At 70.7% G+C, this 19,304-nt stretch carries 14 protein-coding genes; 8 read left to right on the forward strand and 6 right to left on the reverse strand.

What is annotated here, in order from left to right:
• Positions 1–73 precede the first annotated feature (73 nt).
• Positions 74–1,363 (forward strand): phenylacetate--CoA ligase PaaK, encoded by a 1,290-nt coding sequence (paaK, locus tag A6A29_RS40255; RefSeq protein ID WP_073728623.1) that lies wholly within the window; start codon positions 74–76, stop codon positions 1,361–1,363.
• A 100-nt stretch (positions 1,364–1,463) separates the two neighbouring features.
• On the opposite strand, the gene A6A29_RS47375 is transcribed toward paaK, so the two are convergent.
• The 3 genes from A6A29_RS47375 to A6A29_RS40270 all read right to left on the reverse strand — a co-directional run bounded on the left by A6A29_RS47375 (position 1,464) and on the right by A6A29_RS40270 (position 4,788).
• Positions 1,464–2,051 carry a class F sortase gene (locus tag A6A29_RS47375; RefSeq protein ID WP_385731057.1) on the reverse strand — a complete coding sequence of 196 codons (588 nt, stop codon included), beginning with the start codon at positions 2,049–2,051 and terminating at the stop codon, positions 1,464–1,466.
• Between the two features lie 456 nt (positions 2,052–2,507).
• Positions 2,508–3,014 (reverse strand): sortase, encoded by a 507-nt coding sequence (locus tag A6A29_RS40265; RefSeq protein ID WP_073728627.1) that lies wholly within the window; start codon positions 3,012–3,014, stop codon positions 2,508–2,510.
• Positions 3,015–3,276: 262 nt separating this feature from the next.
• A complete protein-coding gene (locus A6A29_RS40270; RefSeq protein ID WP_073728629.1) occupies positions 3,277–4,788 on the reverse strand; it encodes an acyl-CoA synthetase in 1,512 nt (503 codons plus the stop codon).
• A gap of 150 nt (positions 4,789–4,938) precedes the next feature.
• Between A6A29_RS40270 and A6A29_RS40275 the strand changes: the two genes are divergently transcribed.
• Positions 4,939–7,350 (forward strand): penicillin acylase family protein, encoded by a 2,412-nt coding sequence (locus A6A29_RS40275; RefSeq protein WP_073728631.1) that lies wholly within the window; start codon positions 4,939–4,941, stop codon positions 7,348–7,350.
• 55 nt (positions 7,351–7,405) lie between these two features.
• On the opposite strand, the gene A6A29_RS40280 is transcribed toward A6A29_RS40275, so the two are convergent.
• Both A6A29_RS40280 and A6A29_RS40285 read right to left on the reverse strand, forming a co-directional pair.
• A complete protein-coding gene (locus A6A29_RS40280) occupies positions 7,406–8,956 on the reverse strand; it encodes an acyl-CoA synthetase (protein ID WP_073728633.1) in 1,551 nt (516 codons plus the stop codon).
• On the reverse strand, positions 8,953–10,062 hold the full coding sequence (locus tag A6A29_RS40285; RefSeq protein ID WP_073728901.1) for a nitronate monooxygenase: 1,110 nt from the start codon (positions 10,060–10,062) through the stop codon (positions 8,953–8,955). The genes A6A29_RS40280 and A6A29_RS40285 overlap by 4 nt, the downstream gene beginning before the upstream one ends.
• A gap of 221 nt (positions 10,063–10,283) precedes the next feature.
• On the opposite strand from A6A29_RS40285, the gene A6A29_RS40290 reads away from it, so the two are divergent.
• A complete protein-coding gene (locus tag A6A29_RS40290; RefSeq protein ID WP_073728635.1) occupies positions 10,284–12,143 on the forward strand; it encodes a serine hydrolase domain-containing protein in 1,860 nt (619 codons plus the stop codon).
• A gap of 101 nt (positions 12,144–12,244) precedes the next feature.
• On the opposite strand, the gene A6A29_RS40295 is transcribed toward A6A29_RS40290, so the two are convergent.
• Positions 12,245–13,342, reverse strand: a complete 1,098-nt coding sequence (locus tag A6A29_RS40295; protein ID WP_073728637.1) for a LacI family DNA-binding transcriptional regulator — start codon at positions 13,340–13,342, stop codon at positions 12,245–12,247.
• Positions 13,343–13,568: 226 nt separating this feature from the next.
• Here A6A29_RS40295 and A6A29_RS40300 point away from each other — a divergent pair, with 226 nt between their 5' ends.
• From A6A29_RS40300 to A6A29_RS40320, 5 genes are all read left to right on the forward strand, one after another.
• Positions 13,569–14,834, forward strand: a complete 1,266-nt coding sequence (locus A6A29_RS40300; protein WP_073728663.1) for an ABC transporter substrate-binding protein — start codon at positions 13,569–13,571, stop codon at positions 14,832–14,834.
• 141 nt (positions 14,835–14,975) lie between these two features.
• On the forward strand, positions 14,976–15,812 hold the full coding sequence (locus tag A6A29_RS40305) for a carbohydrate ABC transporter permease (RefSeq protein ID WP_241838826.1): 837 nt from the start codon (positions 14,976–14,978) through the stop codon (positions 15,810–15,812).
• The gene (locus A6A29_RS40310; protein WP_073728667.1) at positions 15,799–16,716 is read left to right on the forward strand and encodes a carbohydrate ABC transporter permease; all 918 of its coding nucleotides are present in this window, start codon (positions 15,799–15,801) and stop codon (positions 16,714–16,716) included. Before A6A29_RS40305 ends, A6A29_RS40310 begins: the two co-directional genes overlap by 14 nt.
• A 45-nt stretch (positions 16,717–16,761) precedes the next feature.
• Entirely contained in the window at positions 16,762–17,526 is a 765-nt protein-coding gene (locus A6A29_RS40315; RefSeq protein ID WP_073728669.1) for an SDR family NAD(P)-dependent oxidoreductase, read from the forward strand.
• Complete coding sequence (locus A6A29_RS40320; protein WP_198953571.1) at positions 17,514–19,304, forward strand: heparinase II/III domain-containing protein; 1,791 nt, start codon at positions 17,514–17,516, stop codon at positions 19,302–19,304. Before A6A29_RS40315 ends, A6A29_RS40320 begins: the two co-directional genes overlap by 13 nt.

The following is a 19,304-nucleotide window of genomic DNA, read 5'->3' on the forward strand; positions in this document are numbered from 1 at the left end:
GGCATCCTGAATTACTGCTCCCAGGAAGATCGACCGAATGATCGGTCGCCCGCCCGGGGAGAGGAACACGCGCATGACGGCCCTGCTGGACGCAGCGGAACGACTCGGCCGCGACGAGCTGGAGACGCTGCAACTGGAGCGGCTGCGCGCCACGCTCCGCCATGCGTACGAGAACGTGCCCTTCTACCGTGCGGCCTTCGACACGGCCGGTCTGCGGCCCGAGGACTGCCGTACGCTCGCCGATCTCGCCCGCTTCCCCTTCACCACCAAGGCGGACCTGCGGGACAACTACCCCTTCGGGATGTTCGCCGTGCCACAGGACCGGGTCCGGCGCATCCACGCGTCCAGCGGGACCACCGGCCTGCCCACCGTGGTCGGGTACACCGACCGTGACCTGGACATCTGGGCGGACGTGGTCGCCCGGTCGATCCGGGCCGCCGGGGGCCGTCCGGGGCACAAGGTTCATGTGGCGTACGGATACGGGCTGTTCACCGGCGGTCTCGGGGCGCACTACGGCGCGGAGCGGCTCGGCTGCACGGTCATCCCCGCGTCCGGCGGCATGACGGCCCGGCAGGTGCGGCTGATCCAGGACTTCCGGCCCGAGATCATCATGATCACGCCGTCGTACATGCTGACGCTCCTGGACGAGTTCGAGCGCCAGGGCGTCGATCCGCGGACGACCGCGCTGAAGGTCGGGATCTTCGGGGCCGAGCCGTGGACCGAGGAGATGCGGCGCGAGATCGAGGAGCGGTTCGCGATCGACGCGGTCGACATCTACGGGCTCTCCGAGGTGATGGGCCCCGGCGTCGCGCAGGAGTGCGTGGAGACGAAGGACGGGCTGCACATCTGGGAGGACCACTTCTATCCGGAGGTCGTCGACCCGTTCACCGGCGAGGTCCTGCCGGAAGGGGAGGAGGGCGAACTGGTCTTCACCTCGCTCACCAAGGAGGCCATGCCGGTGATCCGCTACCGCACGCGGGATCTGACCCGGCTGCTGCCCGGCACGGCCCGGGTCTTCCGGCGGATGGAGAAGGTCACCGGGCGCAGCGACGACCTGGTGATCCTGCGCGGGGTGAACCTCTTCCCGACCCAGATCGAGGAGATCGTGCTGCGTACGCCAGGCGTGGCGCCCCATTTCCAGCTGCGGCTGACCCGGCAGGGGCGGCTCGACGCGCTGACGGTACGGGCGGAGGCGCGGGCCGATGCCACGACGGCGGAGCGGGCCGCCGCCGCGCTGTCCATCACGGCGGCGGTGAAGGACTGCATCGGGGTCTCGGTCGGGGTCGAGATCGTGGACCCCGAGTCATTGGAGCGCTCGGTCGGCAAGATCAAGCGGATCATCGACCTCCGGGACGCCGGCTGAACCGGGCACGGTCGGCGCCCCGGTGCGGTCAGCGCCTCGGGCACGATCAGCGCCTCGGGCACGATCAGTGCCTCGGGTGCGATCAGTGCCTCGGGTGCGATCAGCTTCTTACGGCGGTCAGCGTCGCGTAGACCACGACGTTGCTCCGGTAGCCGGTCTTCTTGGAGTAGCTTCCGCCACAGGTGATCACTCGCAGCTCGGGGCGTTCGGAGTGGCTGTAGACCTTCTTGTCCGGGAACCCCTTCTTGTCGTACACCTCCACGGCGTCGACGGTGAACACGGCCGTCCGCCGGTCCGCCCGGACGATCTCGACGGTGGCGCCCTTGGTCAGCAGCCCGAGCTTCTGGAAGACACCGGGGCCGAGGCGCGTGTCCACGTGCCCGGCGGTGATGGCTGTCCCCGTCGAGCCGGGGGACGTGCCCTCCCCGTACCACCCGGCGAGCAGCGGATTGTCGTCGGGCGGTGGCCGCAGCGCACCCGCCGCGTCGAGGCCCAGCCTCGTCATGGGGGCGTCGACGCGGAGGGCGGGGATCCGCAGCCGCACCGGATCCGACGGGGGCAATGGCCCGACGGCGGGGGCCGCGACCGGCGCGGTGCGGGCGGGCACCGTGCGGGCAGGCACTGTGCGGGCGGGCTCCGTGCGGGCGGGCTCCGTGCGCGGTACGGGGGCGAAGTAGGTCGTGGCCATCGGCGGCCACACCGGCCGGACCGTGGGGGGTGCGGCCGGACCGGCGTGTCCAGGAGCGGCGGGCGCCGGGGACGTTCCAGGGGCGGCTCGCACGGGGCCGGTACTCCTCGGTGCGGCCGGGAAAATGGCCGAGGGCGTCGCCGTGGCCGTGGCCGAGGGGGCGGCCGACGGGGTGGCGAACGCCTGGGCGGCCGAGGGCTGCGGCGGCTCGTTGTCGCGGGTCCCGCTGATCACCAGCACGGTACCCGCCAGCAGGGCCCAGACGAGATGCTTGACCGAAGGGGTGAACGAGTGCGGGGATTCGCTGGTCTTGCGCCCGGTTTCCATCGCGTCTGAGCCTGCCTCTGCCTCGCTACGGGGGATGTGGGGTCCGTACCGGCGGACCGGTGATACGGACCGGGCCCCAGGACCGATGCGGTGCCCGGGGCCCGTGCGGCTGTGCGGCGTGGCGGGCCGTCAGCTCCGGGCACCGGCACCGCTCATCCGGCGGCGCATCCTGATCACCCCGCCGCCGACCGCTCCGGCGAGCAGCACACCTCCCACGGCGAGCTGGGTGCCCTGGTCGGTGGGCGATCCGAAGCCGGCGGCGACCGAGCCGCTCGGTGTCCGGCCGGTGACCTCGTACGTATCCGTCAGCTTGATCCGGGGCGGGCACTTGACGGTGACGGTGTCGCTGCCCGGCTCGGCCCCGCGCGGGATCTCGAACTGGCCGACGAGCTCGCCCTTGCTGTCACCGGCGAAGAGATGGAACTCCCCGCCGAGCTCCGAGGTGCCCTTGCCGTAGGTCTCCTTGCCGCAGGCCCGGGTGCTGACGGTGACCGTGGACCCCGGGGAGACGTTCCTGGGGCTGATGCTGACCGCCCGGTCACCGGCGGGGGTGTCGGCGGCGACGGCCACCGGCACCGACACTGCGAGGACACCGACGACCAGGCCGATTCCCGTACCGACGCGTGTGTTGCGCATGAGGATCCTCCAACGGGAGCAGGGTCCGGCCTGTCTGCGCGGCGCCTCTGCTGTGCTCCGTCTCCGAGGCAACCGACACCCCGTCACCTCCGCAACATGACCCATCGCCGCAGGTGTCACTCGGTCAGCCGCAGCGACGGCTTCCGCGTGATCGTTTACGCAGGTCACCGGCGCGGGGACGGCCGCGGTGGAGGAATCGCCCGGCGGACGGCGAACGGGCGTACGGCGCCGGATGCCCGGCCGTGGTCCGCCGGGCTCTCCGCTACGGCCGGCCGGTGGCGAACCGGTCCCGCAGCTCCCTCTTGAGGATCTTCCCGCTGGCGTTGCGCGGGAGTTCGTCCACGAACAGGACCCGTTTCGGGGCCTTGAAGTGGGGGAGCTTCTCGCGGGCGTGATCGATCAGTTCGGTGTCGGTCGCGGACCCGCGCAGCACGACGACGGCGGTGACGGCTTCGATCCAGCGCTCGTCGGGCAGCCCGATCACGGCGGTCTCGGCGACCGCCGGATGGGTGTAGAGCGCGTCCTCGACCTGGCGCGAGGCGACGAGCACCCCGCCGGAGTTGATGACGTCCTTCACCCGGTCGACGACCGTGAAGAACCCTTCCGGGTCGCGCACCGCGAGGTCGCCGGAGTGGAACCAGCCGTCGCGGAATGCCTCCGCGGTCTCCTCGGGCTTCTCCCAGTAGCCCTGGCACAGTTGCGGGGACCGGTAGACCACTTCGCCCGCCGTGCCGTCGGGGACCTCCTTGCCGTCCTCGTCGACGACGCGCGCCTCGACGAAGAGGACGGGCCGGCCGCAGGAGTCCATCCGGCCCTCGTGCTCGCCGGGTCCGAGGACGAGGGCGAGCGGCCCGATCTCGCTCTGTCCGAAACAGTTGTGGAAGGCCAGCTCCGGCAGCCGCTCGCGGAGGCGTTCCAGGACCGGCACCGGCATGATCGACGCCCCGTAGTACGCCTTGCGCAGGGCGCCGAGGTCACGGGTGGCGAAGTCCGGGTGATGGGAGAGTCCGATCCAGACGGTCGGCGGGGCGAAGAGGCTGTCCGCCTGCCCGGCTTCCACCAGGTCGAAGATCCGGTCGGCGTCCGGGGTGTCGATGATGGTGTTCTCGGCGCCGACCGCGAGGTACGGCAGCAGGAACACATGCATCTGGGCGGAGTGGTACAGCGGCAGGGAGTGCACGGGCCGGTCCCCGGCCGTCAGGCCGAGCGCGGTGATCGCGCTGACGTACTCATGGACGAGCGCCCCGTGCGTCATCATCGCGCCCTTGGGCAGGGCCGTGGTTCCGGAGGTGTAGAGCAGCTGCACCAGGTCATCGGCGCCGGGGGCGCACTCGGGGACGAAGGGCCTGGCGGTGTCCAGCGCGTCGAGCAGGCTGTCCGGCGCGTCGCGCAGTGTGCGGACCGGACGTCCGGCCGGGAGCCGCCCGGCCAGGTCCGGGTCGGTGAGGACGAGGGAGCTGCCGGACTGGTCGAGCAGGTAGGTCAGGTCCTCGCCGGTGAGGTTCTGGTTGACCGGCACATGGACGAACCCGGCGCGGGCGCAGGCCAGGAAGGCGATCAGGTACACATCGGAGTTATGGGCGTAGGAGGCGACCCGGTCGCCGGGGCGCAGGCCGTGCTCGTCCGTCAGGACGGCTGCCGCGGTACTGATCGCGGTGTCCAGGGACCGGTAGGTCCAGATCCGCCCGGCGTAGCGGACGGCGGTCCGTCCGGGGGTCCGCCGTGCGCTGCGGGTCACGACACCGTCGACTGTGCTGCTTCGTACACCTGTCATGGCGTGATCCTGAGCGGACACGTCCGGGTGGTCAAGAGGCTGGATAGCGATCAACCGGTTGACAGGCGCACGGGTCTGCTGGCTGAGTGGCGCGAGGCCGCCCGGACACTCGGGCAACCCTCTTTCCCGCCCGCACAGTTGGGAGAAGCCTTGTCCCTCCGTAACCGACTGAGAATGACCGCGGTCGCCGGTCTCGCGCTGTTCAGCGTGTCGGCGTCGCTGCCGTCGGCCACCGCCGGCACCCCGCACGAACGGCATCCGTCCGGCGGCGGTCTCTCCGCCGTCATCCGGTACACCGAGTACGGCATCCCGCACATCGTGGCGAAGGACTACGCGCAGCTGGGCTTCGGCAACGGCTGGGCGCAGGCGGCCGATCAGGTGTGCACCCTGGCCGACGGGTTCCTCACGGTGCGCGGCGAACGGTCCCGCTACCTCGGCGCGGACGCGGCACCGGACGGTTCGCTGTCCTCGGCGACGAAGAACCTGTCCAGCGATCTGTACTTCCGCGGGGTACGCGAGAGCCGCACCGTCGAGAAGCTGCTGGAAGTCCCCGCACCGGCGGGGCCGAGCCGTGACGCGAAGGAGTCGATGCGCGGTTTCGCGGCCGGGTACAACGCGTGGATCAAGCAGAACCGGATCACCGATCCGGCGTGCCGCGGCGCCTCCTGGGTACGGCCCGTCACCGCGCTGGACGTGGCGGTCCGGGCCTTCGCGCTCTCGGTGCTCGGCGGGCAGGGCCGCGGCATCGACGGCATCACGGCCGCGCAGCCGCCGTCCGCCGCACCGGCGCAGCCGGGAGTGACACCGGGTGAGGCCGCGGAGGCGGCCGAGCGCCTGCTGTCCACGCAGAACGCGGACATGGGGTCCAACGCCGTCGCGTTCAACGGGACCACCACGGCGAACGGGCGCGGACTGCTCCTCGGCAACCCGCACTACCCGTGGCAGGGCGGACGCAGGTTCTGGCAGTCGCAGCAGACGATTCCCGGCGAACTGAACGTCTCCGGCGGCTCGCTGCTCGGCTCGACGACGATGTCGATCGGGCACAACGCGAACGTCGCGTGGAGCCATACGGTCGCCACGGGGGTCACGCTCAATCTGCATCAGCTCACCCTGGATCCGGCCGACCCGACGGCGTATCTGGTGGACGGCGTACCGGAGCGGATGACGAAGCGCACGGTGTCGGTGCCGGTGAAGGGCGCCGCCGCGGTGACGCGCACCCAGTGGTGGACCCGGTTCGGGCCGGTCGTCACCTCGCTCGGCGCCGGGCTGCCGCTGCCGTGGACGGCGAGCACCGCGTACGCGCTCAACGACCCGAACGCGGTGAATCTGCGGGCGTCCGACACCGCGCTGGGTTTCAGCAAGGCGCGCGGCACCGCAGGTATCCAGGACGCGCTGCGACGTACCCAGGGCCTGCCCTGGGTGAACACGATCGCCGCCGACTCCGCCGGGCACTCCTTCTTCTCCCAGTCGCAGGTCCTGCCGAGGATCACGGACGAGCTGGCCGAGCGCTGCTCGACCCCGCTGGGCCGCGCCACCTACCCCTCGTCCGGGCTCGCGGTGCTGGACGGTTCGAAGAGCGACTGCGCGCCGGGGTCGGACCCGGACGCGTTGCAGCCGGGCATCTTCGGCCCGAGCCGGATGCCGACCCTGAAGGACACCCCGTACGTCGAGAACTCCAACGACAGCGCCTGGCTGACGAATGCCGCGCGGCCGCTGACGGGCTACGAGCGGGTCTTCGGCACCATCGGCACGAACCGCTCGATGCGTACGCGCGGGGCGATCGAGGACGTGTCGGCGATGGCGGAGCGGGGGCGGCTCCGCGTCGCGGACCTGCAGCGCCAGCAGTTCGCGAACCGCGCGCCCGCCGGTGACCTGGCGGCAGCCGACATGGCGGCGGCCTGCTCGGCGCTGCCGGGCGGCACCGCGGTGGGCAGCGACGGTTCACCGGTCGATGTGTCGGCGGCGTGTCCGGTGCTGCGGCGCTGGGACCGGAGCGTGGACACCGACAGCCGGGGCGCACTGCTCTTCGACCGCTTCTGGCGCCGGGCGGCGAAGGTGCCCGCCGCCCAGCTGTGGAAGGTGCCGTACAGCCCCGCCGATCCGGTGCGGACCCCGAACACCCTCACCACCTCGGCTCCCGGGGTGACGGCGGCGCTCGCCGACACCGTGGCGGAGCTGCGGGCGGCGGGCATCGCCCTGGACGCCCCGCTGGGCGATCACCAGTTCGTCGTACGCGGCGACCAGCGCATCCCGATCGGCGGCGGTACGGAGTCGCTGGGCATCTGGAACAAGACGGAGCCCCGGTGGAACGCGGCGGCAGGCGGCTACACCGAGGTGTCGGACGGCTCCAGCTACATCCAGGCGGTCGGCTGGGACGGCGGCACGTGCCCGGTGGCCCGGACGCTGCTGACGTACTCCCAGTCCTCGAATCCGATGTCGCCGCACTTCAGCGACCAGACCCGGCTGTACTCGGGTGAGCGCTGGGTGACGTCACGGTTCTGCGAGAAGGACATCGCGCGCTCGCCGGAGCTGCGGGTGGTGCGGGTACGCGAGCACCGCTGATCCGAAGAGGTCCTGGGGGTGGGGCCCGCCCCTCCCCCAGGACCTGACCGCCGGTTCACAGGGCGCGTGCGCGGCCCTCCCAGTACGGGTCGCGCAGGCGTCGTTTGTACAGCTTGCCGTTGGGGTCGCGGGGCATCGCGGCGATGAAGTCGACGCTCCTGGGCCGCTTGAACCCGGCGAGCCGCTGTTCGCAGTGGGCGAGGATTACGGCGGCGAGGCCGTCCCCGGGCTCGAAGCCCTCGGCCGCTTCGACGACGGCCTTGACCTGCTCCCCCCAGTCGCTGTGCGGGATGCCGAAGACGGCCGCGTCGGCGACCGCGGGGTGGGCGAGAAGGGCCGCCTCGATCTCGGCGGGGTAGATGTTGACCCCACCCGAGATGATCATGTCGATCTTGCGGTCACGGAGGAAGAGATAGCCGTCCTCATCGAGGACGCCCAGGTCACCTACGGTGAAGAAGTCGCCGATGCGGTTCTTCCGGGTCTTGGTCTCGTCCTTGTGGTAGCTGAAGCCGCCGGTGCTCATCTTCATGTAGACGGTGCCCAGTTCGCCGGGCGCCAGACGGTTCCCGTCGTCGTCGAAGATGGCCAGTTCGCTGATGGGCCAGGCCTTTCCGACGGTTCCCGGCTTCTTCAGCCAGTCCTCGGCGGTGGCGAACGCGCCGCCGCCCTCGCTGGCCGCGTAGTACTCCTCGACGCACCGTCCCCACCAGTCGATCATGGCGCGCTTGACGTGGTCGGGGCAGGGGGCGGCCCCATGGATGGCGTGCCGCATCGTCGAGACGTCGTAGCGCCGCTTGACCTCGTCGGGAAGGGCGAGGAGGCGGTGGAACTGGGTGGGGACCATATGCGTGTGTGTGCAGCGGTGCGCGTCGATGACCCGGAGCATCTCCTGCGGTGCCCATCTGTCCATCAGGACCAGCGGGTGGCCGATGTGCAGGGCCGCGCCCGCGAACTGGAGCACGGCCGTGTGGTAGAGCGGTGAGCAGACCAGATGCACATGGTCGTCGAACGGTTTGATGCCGAAGATGCCCAGGAAGCCGCCGAGGTGGCTCTCCTCGGGGAGTTTTCCGGAGAGCGGCCGCCGGATGCCGCGGGGGCGGCCGGTGGTGCCCGAGGTGTAGTTCATGACCCAGCCCAGCGTGCGGTCGGCGGGCGGGGTGTCCGGCCGGCCGTCGAGCAGTTCCGCGTACGGGCGGCAGCCGTCGACCGTGCCGACGGCGTAGCGATGGGTGGCGGGCAGGTTCGCCTCGTCGGCGGCGGCGGTCGCGGCGTCCGCGAACCGTTCGTGCGCGATCAGGACCTTGGCCCCGGAGTCCGCGACGATCCAGGCGATCTCGGGGCCGACGAGGTGGTGGTTGACGGGGACCAGATAGAAACCGGCCTGGGAGGCGGCGAGATAGGCGGTGAGGAACTCCACTCCGTTGGGCAGGACGACGGCGAACGCGTCGCCCCGCCCGAGGCCCGCGGCACGCAGTCCGTGGACCATGCGGTTGGCGGCGGCGTGCAGCCGGCCCGCGCTCCATTCCTCGCCGTCGGGTGCGACGAGGACGGTGCGGCCGGGGTCCGCGGTGGCCTGGGCCCAGAAGCCGTTGGGGGGCTGGTTCATGACGCGCTCCGTCCGGCGATGCGGTTGATCCGGTCCACGGCGCGTTCGAAGCCGCGGGTCAGGTCGTCGAAGACCGCCTGGACGCCGCGTTCGGCGTTCATCCGTCCCACGATCTGCCCGACCGGTGTACCGAGCAGGGCCCCGATCTCGTACTTCTGGATCCGGGAGACCGCTTCGGCGACCAGGAGCCCCTGGAGCGGCATGGGCAGGGTGCCGGGTCCGGCGGCGTCGTCCCAGGCGTCGGTCCATTCGGTACGCAGCTGGCGTGCGGGTTTCCCGGTGAGGGCGCGGGAGCGCACGGTGTCCCCGGAGCCCGCGTCGAGGAGTTTGCGGGTCAGGGCCGGGGAGTGGAGGTCGGCCTCTTCGGTGGTGAGCCAGAGGGAACCGAGCCATACGCCCTGGGCGCCCAGGGCGAGCCCGGCGGCGATCTGTTCGCCGCTGCCGATGCCTCCGGCGGCGAGGACGGGCAGCGGGCCGACGGCGTCGACCACTTCGGGGACCAGCACCATGGAGGCGATCTCTCCGGTGTGGCCGCCCGCCTCGTATCCCTGGGCGACGACGATGTCGATGCCCGCTTCGGCGTGCCGCCGGGCGTGTTTGGCGCTGCCCGCGAGGGCGGCGACGAGCACCCCGTGCTCGTGGGCGCGGCGGACCACGTCGGGGGGCGGGGAGCCGAGGGCGTTGGCGAGGAGTTTGATCGGGTAGTCGAAGGCCACGTCGAGCTGGTTGCGGGCGACCTCTTCCATCCAGCCGGTGATGCGCCAGCCGGACGCCTCGCCCTCCGCGAGGTCGGGGACGCCGTGTGCGGCGAGGGTGTCCTGGACGAATCTGCGGTGTCCGTCCGGGATCATCGCCTCGACATCCGCCTCGGTGACCCCTTCCACCTTCTTGGCCGGCATGACGACGTCCAGGCCGTACGGCTTGCCGTCGACGTGCTCCGTCATCCAGTCGAGGTCGCGCGCCAGGTCGTCCGGGGCGGTGTACCGGACCGCTCCGAGCACCCCCAGACCGCCGGCTCTGGTGATGGCAGCGGCGACCGCGGGGAACGGCGTGAAGCCGAAGATGGCGTGCTCGATCCCCAGTTTTCTGCTCAGCTCCGTCTCCATGGGCGGCAGGATGCCGCAGCCGGACAACCGAAGGAAGAGATTTCCTGATGCTGTGTCAGATTCTTTGTGCCGCCGGGGCCGTACGGGGCGGCAGGGGTGCCAGTAATCTCGGCGGCGGCAAGAAGTTTCACTCTTCGACCAACTTTTCGAAAGTTACTTTCGCGCGGGCTGCCACGCGGGCGCCGCCCCGTGGATGCCCCCACACGCTGGAGGGGTTGCGGATGACCGGGGACGCGACAGGGAGCGGATTCAGCCGCCGGAGACTGGGGGGCGGGATACTGGCCCTGGGCGGAGCACTCGCCCTCGCGCCGATCCCCCTCGCGGGAACGGCCGCCGGGGCGGAACCGGGCACAGGAACGGGCGTGGGTACGGGCGTGGGTACGGACAAGGGTGCGCAACCGGGGCCCGCTTCGGGGCGCCCCACGCTGCGACGCGGTTCCGCCGCCCGCGCCGGACTGCTCCAGGGACAGCTGGACCAGCTCGTCACCGATGCGGAGCAGTACCTGAGCGACTCCCCCAAGCACCCCTGGTACGCGGGCGCGGTCCTGCTCGCCGGACGCGGCGGCACGGTGGCTCTGCACCGGCCGATCGGCAAGGCTGTGCGCTATGCCGGGTACGACGAGAAGACCGACACGGGTGTGGAGTTCCCGGCGGAGCAGCAGATCGCGATGGCCGAGGACACCGTCTTCGACCTCGCCTCGGTCTCCAAGCTCTTCACCTCGATCCTGGCCGTGCAGCAGATCGAGCGGGGCACGCTGGAGCTGGAGGCGACGGTCGCCTCGTATCTCCCGGACTTCGCGGGCGGCGGCAAGCAGGGCATCACGGTCCGCCAGCTGCTGACGCACACATCCGGCTTCCGGTCGTGGATCCCCCTCTACAAGGAGCCGACCCGGGAAGGGAAGCTGCGGCTGCTGTGGAACGAGGTGCCCGCGAGCGCACCGGGCAGCGCCTATCTCTACTCCGACCTGAATCTGATCTCGCTGCAACTGATCCTGGAGAAGATCACCGGCCGCGCTCAGGATGAACTGCTCCGCGACGAGATCACCGCTCCGCTGGGGATGCACCGCACTCGCTACAACCCGCCGGCCTCCTGGAAGCCGAAGATCGCCGCCACCGAGGACGCCCGGCTGCCGTGGTCGGGCCTGGAGCGCGGGCTCGTCTGGGGCGAGGTGCACGACGAGAACGCGTACAGCCTGGAGGGGGTCGCGGGCCACGCAGGAGTGTTCTCCTGCGCCTGGGACCTGGCGATCCTCGCCCGTACGCTGCTCAACGGCGGGGTCTACGGGCGCTCCCGGATCCTGTCCGAGGAGTCGGTGGAGCTGATGTTCACCGACTTCAACACCGCGTTCCCGGGCGATGAGCACGGTCTCGGCTTCGAGCTCTACCAGCACTGGTACATGGGAGCGATGGCCACCCCCCGCACCGCGGGCCACACCGGCTTCACCGGCACCAGCCTGGTCCTGGACCCGTCGACCGACTCATTTCTGATCGTGCTGGGCAATTCGGTGCATCCCGTACGTAATTGGCGCTCCGGCAGCGCACCCCGGGTAGCCACGGCCAACCGGATGGCACGGGCGGTCCCGGTGCGGCCGGCCCGGGGGCGCACCGCCTGGTTCTCCGGCATGGCGAGCTCCGCCACCGCCACGCTCGCACTGCCCGCGCTGCGCCTGGCGTCCACGCGGTCCGAGGTGAGCTGTGCGCTGTGGTGGGACACCGAGCCCGGCTCCGACGTCCTCGCCCTGGAGCTGTCGGCGGACGCGGGGGCGAGCTGGCAGACGGTGCCGTTCACCACCGTCGCGACCGGCTCCGGCCCGGACCGGGAGCCCGAGGACCGCCCGACGGGCTCGGTGTCCGGCTGGTCGGGGCGCCGCTGGCACCGGCTGGAGGCGGACCTGGCCGCCTGGCGCGGCAAGGAGGTGCGCCTGCGGTGGCGTTACACCACGGACCAGCTGTACGTGGGGCGCGGCGCGTACGTGGACGGCATCCGGGTCCGGGACGGCGGCCGCACGGTCTTCGACGAGTCGAGGCCGCGGGACGCCGGGCGGATCGAGGCGACCGGCTGGACGGCTTCGGCCGACTGAGCCGACCGAGCCGGGTGAACCGTACGGGCCGGGTGAACCGTACGGGCCGCCCGGCCGGACGCCTGCTCACCGCGCCCGCGCCGTCACCGGCGCCCGCCCGCTCAGGCCACCGGTGCGGGCGCCTGTGACGGCGCGGGCGTCGGTGACGGCACCAGCACCGGCGCCGGTGCCGTCGACTTGCGCACCACCAGCCGGGGGCGGATGAGCAGCGAACGCCCCGCCGAGGGCGCCGAGTCGATCCGGGCCCTGAGCTGCTGGAACGTCTCCGCGGCCATCTCGGGGAGCGGCTGGCGGACCGTGGTGAGCGGCGGTTCGAACAGGTCCGCGAGCAGGATGTCGTCGAAGCCGACGACCGAGATGTCCTTTCCGGCACTGAGTCCGGCGTCCTTCGCGCCCCGGCAGATCCCGATCGCGCACATGTCGTTGATCGCGACGAACGCGGTGGGCGGACGCGGTCCGCCCAGCAGCTCGCGAGCCGCGTTGCGGCCCAGCTCGGCGGCGTCCTTGTCCCCGAACTCGGCGGTCTCCGCCCCGGGCCACACGATCGCGTCGGCCGGATCGAGACCGGCCGACTCCAGGGCCGCCCGGAAGCCGCGCAGCCGCTCGCGCCGGTTGACACTGTTGACGGAGCCGGAGACGAAGGCGAGCCTCCGGTGACCGAGTTCGATCAGGTGACGGGTGGCGAGCTCGGCCCCCATGGCGTTGTCCACGCTGATACTGGCCAGCGACGCCGGATCGCCCGCCTGGGCCGTGCGGTCGAAGGCGACCATCTTCAGACCCCGGCTGAGCAGCGGCGCCACATGTTCGAGCGAGGGCAGTGAGGAGCAGAGCACCACACCGCTCACCCCGTCGGCGAGCAGTTCCTCGCCGTACTTGAGCTCACGGGCCGGGTCGCGCTCACTGTTGCAGAGCAGGACGTGATAGCCCTCGGCGAGCGCGATGGCCTCCAGCTCGCGGGCGAGAGCCCCCCAGAAGGGGTTGGCGACGGACGGCACGATGAGGCCGATCACCTTGATCCGGCCCGTGCGCAGCATCCGTGCCGCCCGGTTGGGCCGGTAGTTCAGCTGCTCGATGGCCTGCTCGACACGGGCCAGGGTCGCCGCCTGCATACGGTCCGTGCGCCCGTTGAGGACGTTGGACACGGTGCTCGCGGACACCCCCGCAGCCGCCGCAACCTGATGGATCGTAACCCCGCTCATGCCACCTCCGGTTCGGAACGACCTGCCGATCGTAGTGTATCGATTTACTTAACTCTCTCCATCGATACACCCGTTAACTTTCCTGAAAAATTGTTGTGCATCAGCTGTTGACGCCGCTCTCACGGCGTTCCTAGTCTCAGTGCATCGATTTACCAGCACTTCCCAGCCATGGCTGGGACACCATCGCTGGATCGATCCACAGCTTCCACCTCAAAAGGGGTGTCCCATGGAACTCAACAGACGGTCGCTGCTCGCTGTCATCGGCGCGGGCACTGCTGCGGCCATCACCGGCTGCGGCACCGGCTCCACCTCCGCCGGCTCGGCCGACGGCCCCGCCGAGGGTGAGATCACGCTGCTCACCCCGATCTACGAAGGCGCCAAAGGCAAGACGCTGCTGGAGGGGAAGATCCTCGGCGGGTTCCGGAAGAAGTATCCGGACGTCAAGGTGAACGTGGACTACACCACGTACGCCCAGCTGAACGAGAAGATCACCACCGGTCTCGCGGGCGGGCTGCTGCCCGACGTACTGATGATGGGTGTCGGCTGGATACCGCCGTTCGCCGCCAAGAAGGCGATCGCCGAACTGCCGGAGAAGCTGGCGACCGCGCACGACTACGAGAAGCGGGTGCTGGAGCCGTCCCGTTACGACGGCAAGCTCTACGCGCTTCCGGTGGTGCTGGACACCCGCATCGTGGTCTACCGCAAGGACCACTTCGCCGAGGCAGGGATCAAGAAGACCCCGGCCAACTGGGCCGAGCTGCGTGCCGTGGCCAAGCAGCTGACGAGGGACGGCCGGATCGGATTCGACCCGTTCTCCATCGAGCTGCGCCAGTGCTGGGAGACCTTCCTCTTCGCCAACGGCGGCCAGTTGTTCAGCGAGGACGGCAAGAAGGTGCTGTTCAACGACGCCCGCGGGGTCGAGGCCCTGCAGCTCTTCAAGGACCTGATCAAGGACGGTTCGGCGGTCTACGCCAAGAAGACGGAGCTCGGCGCACCGACGAACGTAGCGACCGGCAAGGCCTCGATGATGATGACGACGAGCGCGCTGTGGGTCCAGGTCACGGAGCAGAATCCGGACCTGATCAAGGACGACAAGCTGGGCGCGTTCGTCCTGGCCAACCGCAAGCCGGCGATGCTCCAGGGCGGCACCCTCGTCACCCAGTCCGCGAGCTCCAAGCACCCGGCGGCGGCACGCGCGCTGGTGGAGTACCTCGCAACGCCCGAATCGATCCTCGGCGCGGCGTCGCAGCGCGGTTCGGTGCCCGGTCTGCGCGACCTCAACGACTCCAGCTATGTGAAGGAGAACCAGTTCGTCGACCTCTCCTTGCAGAACCTTCAGCACGCCGTCTCCGAGGGCGGCACCGCCGCCTGGATGGAGATCCGCGAAAAGATCAAGCCGACGCTGGAGCCGGCGATCGTGGGCGACCAGTCCGCGAAGGACGCCATCGCGGAACTCGGCCGGCTCGCCGAGGCCGCCATCGGCCGGATGTGAGGACCCGTCACTGTGGGAGCGACATCCGTATTGAAGGCACGGCCCGCGCGGCCGCCCGCCTCTCCTGAGAAATCGGCGCCGAAGCGCACCGGCCGGGTCCCCACGGGCCCGGGGCGCCGCCGCCGCCGGGCAGGCATGCTCATGGTGGCGCCCGCGCTGCTGCACGCCTCCCTGTGGATCGGCCTGCCGGTCGTGGCCTCGGTGGTCCTGGCCTTCACGAAGTACGACGTGCTGACGGCGCCGCAGTTCGTGGGACTGGACAACTTCCGGGACATGATGGACGACGCGGTCTTCCGCAAGTCCATCGTCAACACCGTCATCTACACCTTCTTCACCGTTCCGTTCGGGATGGTACTCGGTCTGCTGACGGCCCTGGCGCTGCACACCGGCCTCAAGGCGCGCGGCTTCTTCCGCACCGCGGTGTTCCTGCCGCAGGTCACGGCGACCGTCGCCATCGCGCTGGTCTGGCTGTGGATCTACAACCCGGGCAACGGTCTGCTCAACGCGTTGCTGTCGTTCGTCGGCATCGACGGTCCGGCCTGGCTGTCCTCGACGGGCTGGGCGATGCCCTCGGTGATCCTGGTCGGCATCTGGCAGGGCATCGGCATGAAGATGCTCATCTATCTGGCCGCGCTCCAGTCCATGCCGAAGGAGCTGTACGAAGCGGCCTCGGTGGACGGCGCCTCCAAGGTGCGGCAGTTCTTCGCCATCACGCTGCCGCTGCTGAAGCCCGCGACGTTCTTCGTGCTCATCACCTCGATGATCACCGCGTTCCAGTCCTTCGACCAGATCTACATCCTCACCGACGGCGGCCCCGCCAACAGCACCACGATGATGACGTTCGAGATCTACAAGTCCGCCTTCCGGGAGTTCCGCGTCGGTTACGCCTCCGCGCAGTCGCTCGTGCTGTTCGTGCTGCTGATGGGCTTCACCCTGGTCAACCGGCGGATCATGGGAGGCACCCGTGGCCACAGCTGAGCTTCAGAAGCCGGCGCCCGCACCAAGGCTCCGGCCGAACCGCAAACCGGTCTCGGCCGGGAGGATCGCGCTCTATCTGACGCTGTCGGTGGTCTCCCTGCTGATGATGGTGCCGTTCATCTGGATGGTGCTCACCTCGCTCAAGACGCCGGTGGAGATCGCCTCCCAGGACGCCGGACTGCTGCCGGAGCACTGGGCGTTCGGGAACTACGTCGACGCGCTGAAAGCGGCGCCGTTCGCCACGTACGCCCGCAACAGCTTCATCATCGCGCTCAGTCACACCGTGCTCAACGTGCTGATCGCCTCGATGGCCGGGTACTCGCTGGCGCGGATCAAGTTCCGCGGCAGCGACATGATCTTCTACCTGTTCATCGCGGCGCTGATGATCCCGACGTACACCAAGGTGCTGCCGGAGTTCCTGATCGTCCGCTTCATGCCGCTGGCCGGCGGGAACGACATCCTCGGCCAGGGCGGCAGCGGCTGGCTGGACACCTGGTGGGCGCTCATCATCCCCGGTGCCGTCACCCCGTTCGCGGTCTTCCTCTTCCGACAGTTCTACCTGGACCTCCCGGTGGAGCTGGAGGAGGCGGCCCGGCTCGACGGGCTCGGCGAGTTCCGGATCTACGCCCGGATCATGACCCCGCAGGTCAAGCCCGCGCTCACCACGGTGGCGCTGCTGACCTTCGAGTCCTCGTGGAACAACTTCCTGTGGCCGCTGCTGGTGACCCGCACGGACAGTCTGCGGGTGATCCAGGTGGGGCTCTCCGTCTTCAAGACGGAGAACGGCCCCCAATGGCACTTCCTGATGGCCGGCACCACGCTGGCCACCCTCCCCATGGTCATTCTCTTCCTCATCGGCCAGCGCTACTTCGTGCAGGGCTTCGCAACCGCCGGTCTCAAGTGACCGGTTCCGGTCCTCAGGTGACCGGTTATCGAAAGGGCTTCACCCATGTCTGCTGATCTCCACGGCTCCCGCGCGCTGGTGACGGGGGCGGGCCACGGCATCGGCCGCGCCATCGCCGTCGCTCTCGCCGAGGCCGGCGCCGATGTCGCCGTCCACTACCACTCCTCCGCCGACGAGGCCGCGAAGACGGTCTCGGCGATCGAGGCGCTGGGCCGCCGGGCGAAGGCGTTCGGGGCCGATGTGACGGTGACCGCCGACGTGGACCGCCTGGTCGAGGAGGCCACCGGCTTCCTCGGCGGGCTGGATGTCCTCGTCTGCAACGCGGGCCACCTCATCGGCCGCGCGAAGATCGCCGAGATGAGCGACGACCACTTCGACCAGGTCCTCTCCGTCAACCTGACATCGGCCTTCCGCACCGTGCGGGCCGCCCTGCCACATCTGACGAAGTCGTCCGCCGGGCGCATCATCACCCTGTCCTCGCTGGCCGCGCACAACGGCGGCGGCCCCGGCTCGGTGGCGTACGCCGCCGCCAAGGCCGGCATCCGCGGCTTCACCAAGGGTCTGGCCAAGGAGCTGGCCGGGACCGGGATCACGGTCAACACGGTCGCTCCGGGCTTCATCAAGGGCACCGCCTTCCACGACACGTTCACCGCGCCCGAGGCGCAGCAGGCGATGGAGGCGGGCATCCCGGTGGGCCGGGCCGGCACGCCGGAGGACGTCGCCTCGGCGGTCGTGCACCTCGCGTCGCCCGCCTCCGGTTTCCTCACCGCCACCACGCTGGACATCGACGGTGGCGTGTGGCCGCGTTGAGGCGGATCGCGCGGGAGCGCGGCGGCTGGTGGCACGCGTACATCTGCCCGGCGCACGGAGTGGAGCTGGACCACGGCGATCTGCTCGCCGGGGTCTTCCCGGCGGGCGGCGCACGCTGTGCGCACGGCTGCCGGGTGGACGACGAGGCGGTGCGCGGCGCCTGGACGGTGCTGTCGCACCAGGCGTGGGCGCGGCAGCTGCGGGTGCTCGCCCACCGGGGCGGGCAGGACTCCGAGGCGGTGGCGCGGCTGGTGGAGTACGCGGGTCTCTACGCGGAGCTGGCGACCGATCAGCACGGCGAGGCGCAGACCTGGATGCTGCGCGGCCGGCTGTTCCACCAGGCGCTGACGGACGCCATCTGGGCGGTGAACGTCGGGCACACGGTGAGCACGCTCGCCGAGCGGGGCACCGAGGGCCTGGCGGTCCTGCTGCCGCTGCTGGACGACCTGGAGCGGGCGGCGCTCGATGCCCGTGACGTCCTCACCGCTCAGGGGCAGCTGGCCTCCAACTACACCGCGTGGCTGAACGCGGCGGGCGTCTCCGCGAGCCGGGCGGCCTCGGCCGCCCGGGGCCGGGAGTGGGACGGCGCCGAGCGGTGGCTGGAGGGCAGGAACGGGCTGTACGCGCATCTGCGGGTCGCCGTCGCCGAGGACGGCTGGGAGTGGGAGGGCAGCACCTACTACCACGGGTTCGTGCTGCGGGCGGCGCTGCTGGCGCTGCGCTTCACCGACCCGACGGCCATTCCCGCCGATGTGGTGGGCGTGCTGGCCGGGATGACGGACGTACTGGCCACGATCGCGACGCCGGGCGGCATTCTTCCCGCGCTGCACGACGGCCCGTATCTGCGTGACCCGCTCGCCCTGGAGTGGCTCGAACTGGTGGCGCTCGCGCAGCAGTTGGTTCCCTCCGCCGCGTTGGACGCGGTGGCGGGGCGGGCCCGGGACGAGCTCGGTGCGGCGGACGACGGGCTCGACGCGCTGCTGGGCGGCTGGTTCGCCGGCCCTCCGCTCGCCGAGCGCCCGGCGCCCGGCCCGGTCACCGTGTACCCGGTGGCCGGCTACGGGGTGCTGCGCGCCGCGGGCATCCATGCCCTGGTGGACTTCGGTCCGCACGGCGGCTCGCACGGGCACCGCGACAAGCTGTCGTTGTATCTGTACGGGAACACCACCCCGTGGCAGCCGGATCCCGGCCAGGTGCCGTACGCCCATACCGAGTTCCGGGATCTGTACACGTCGACCGAGGCGCACCCGGCGTTCCGGGTGGACGGCGGCGAACAGGCAGAGTGCGCGGGCACGCTGCTCGGCTCGGACGCCACTTCGGTGACCGCCGAGGTCACCACGGCGTACGAGTCGGTGCGCGCGGTCCGACGCGTCGCGGTCGGTGACTGCTATCTGGTCGACCTGCTGACGGTGACGGGCCAGGAGGCGCGTCGCATCTCGGCGCAGCTGCGTCCGGGCACCTCGCTGGACGTCCAGGTGCAGGCGGCCGGTGCGGTGCGCACCACCTGGTACGGCGACGAGACCCTGCACGGCTGGCACACCCACACCGCCGGGCTCCCGGTCCGCCCGATGACGCGGCCGGGCCCCGGACCCGCGGACGACCCGCAGCGGATGCGCACCCGGGTCGACTTCACCGTCGAGGCGGAGCACGTGGTGTTCGCCTCGGTGTACCAGGCGGCGTCCGCGGGCCCCGCGGTGACCGATGTACGGCTGGACGGCGAGGAGCTGACGGTGGAACTGGCGGACGGCGCCACGGCACGATTCCGGACGGAGGGCTGA

This window comes from Streptomyces sp. TSRI0281 (genome assembly GCF_001905125.1).
In the GTDB taxonomy this organism is placed as follows: Bacteria; Actinomycetota; Actinomycetes; order Streptomycetales; family Streptomycetaceae; genus Streptomyces.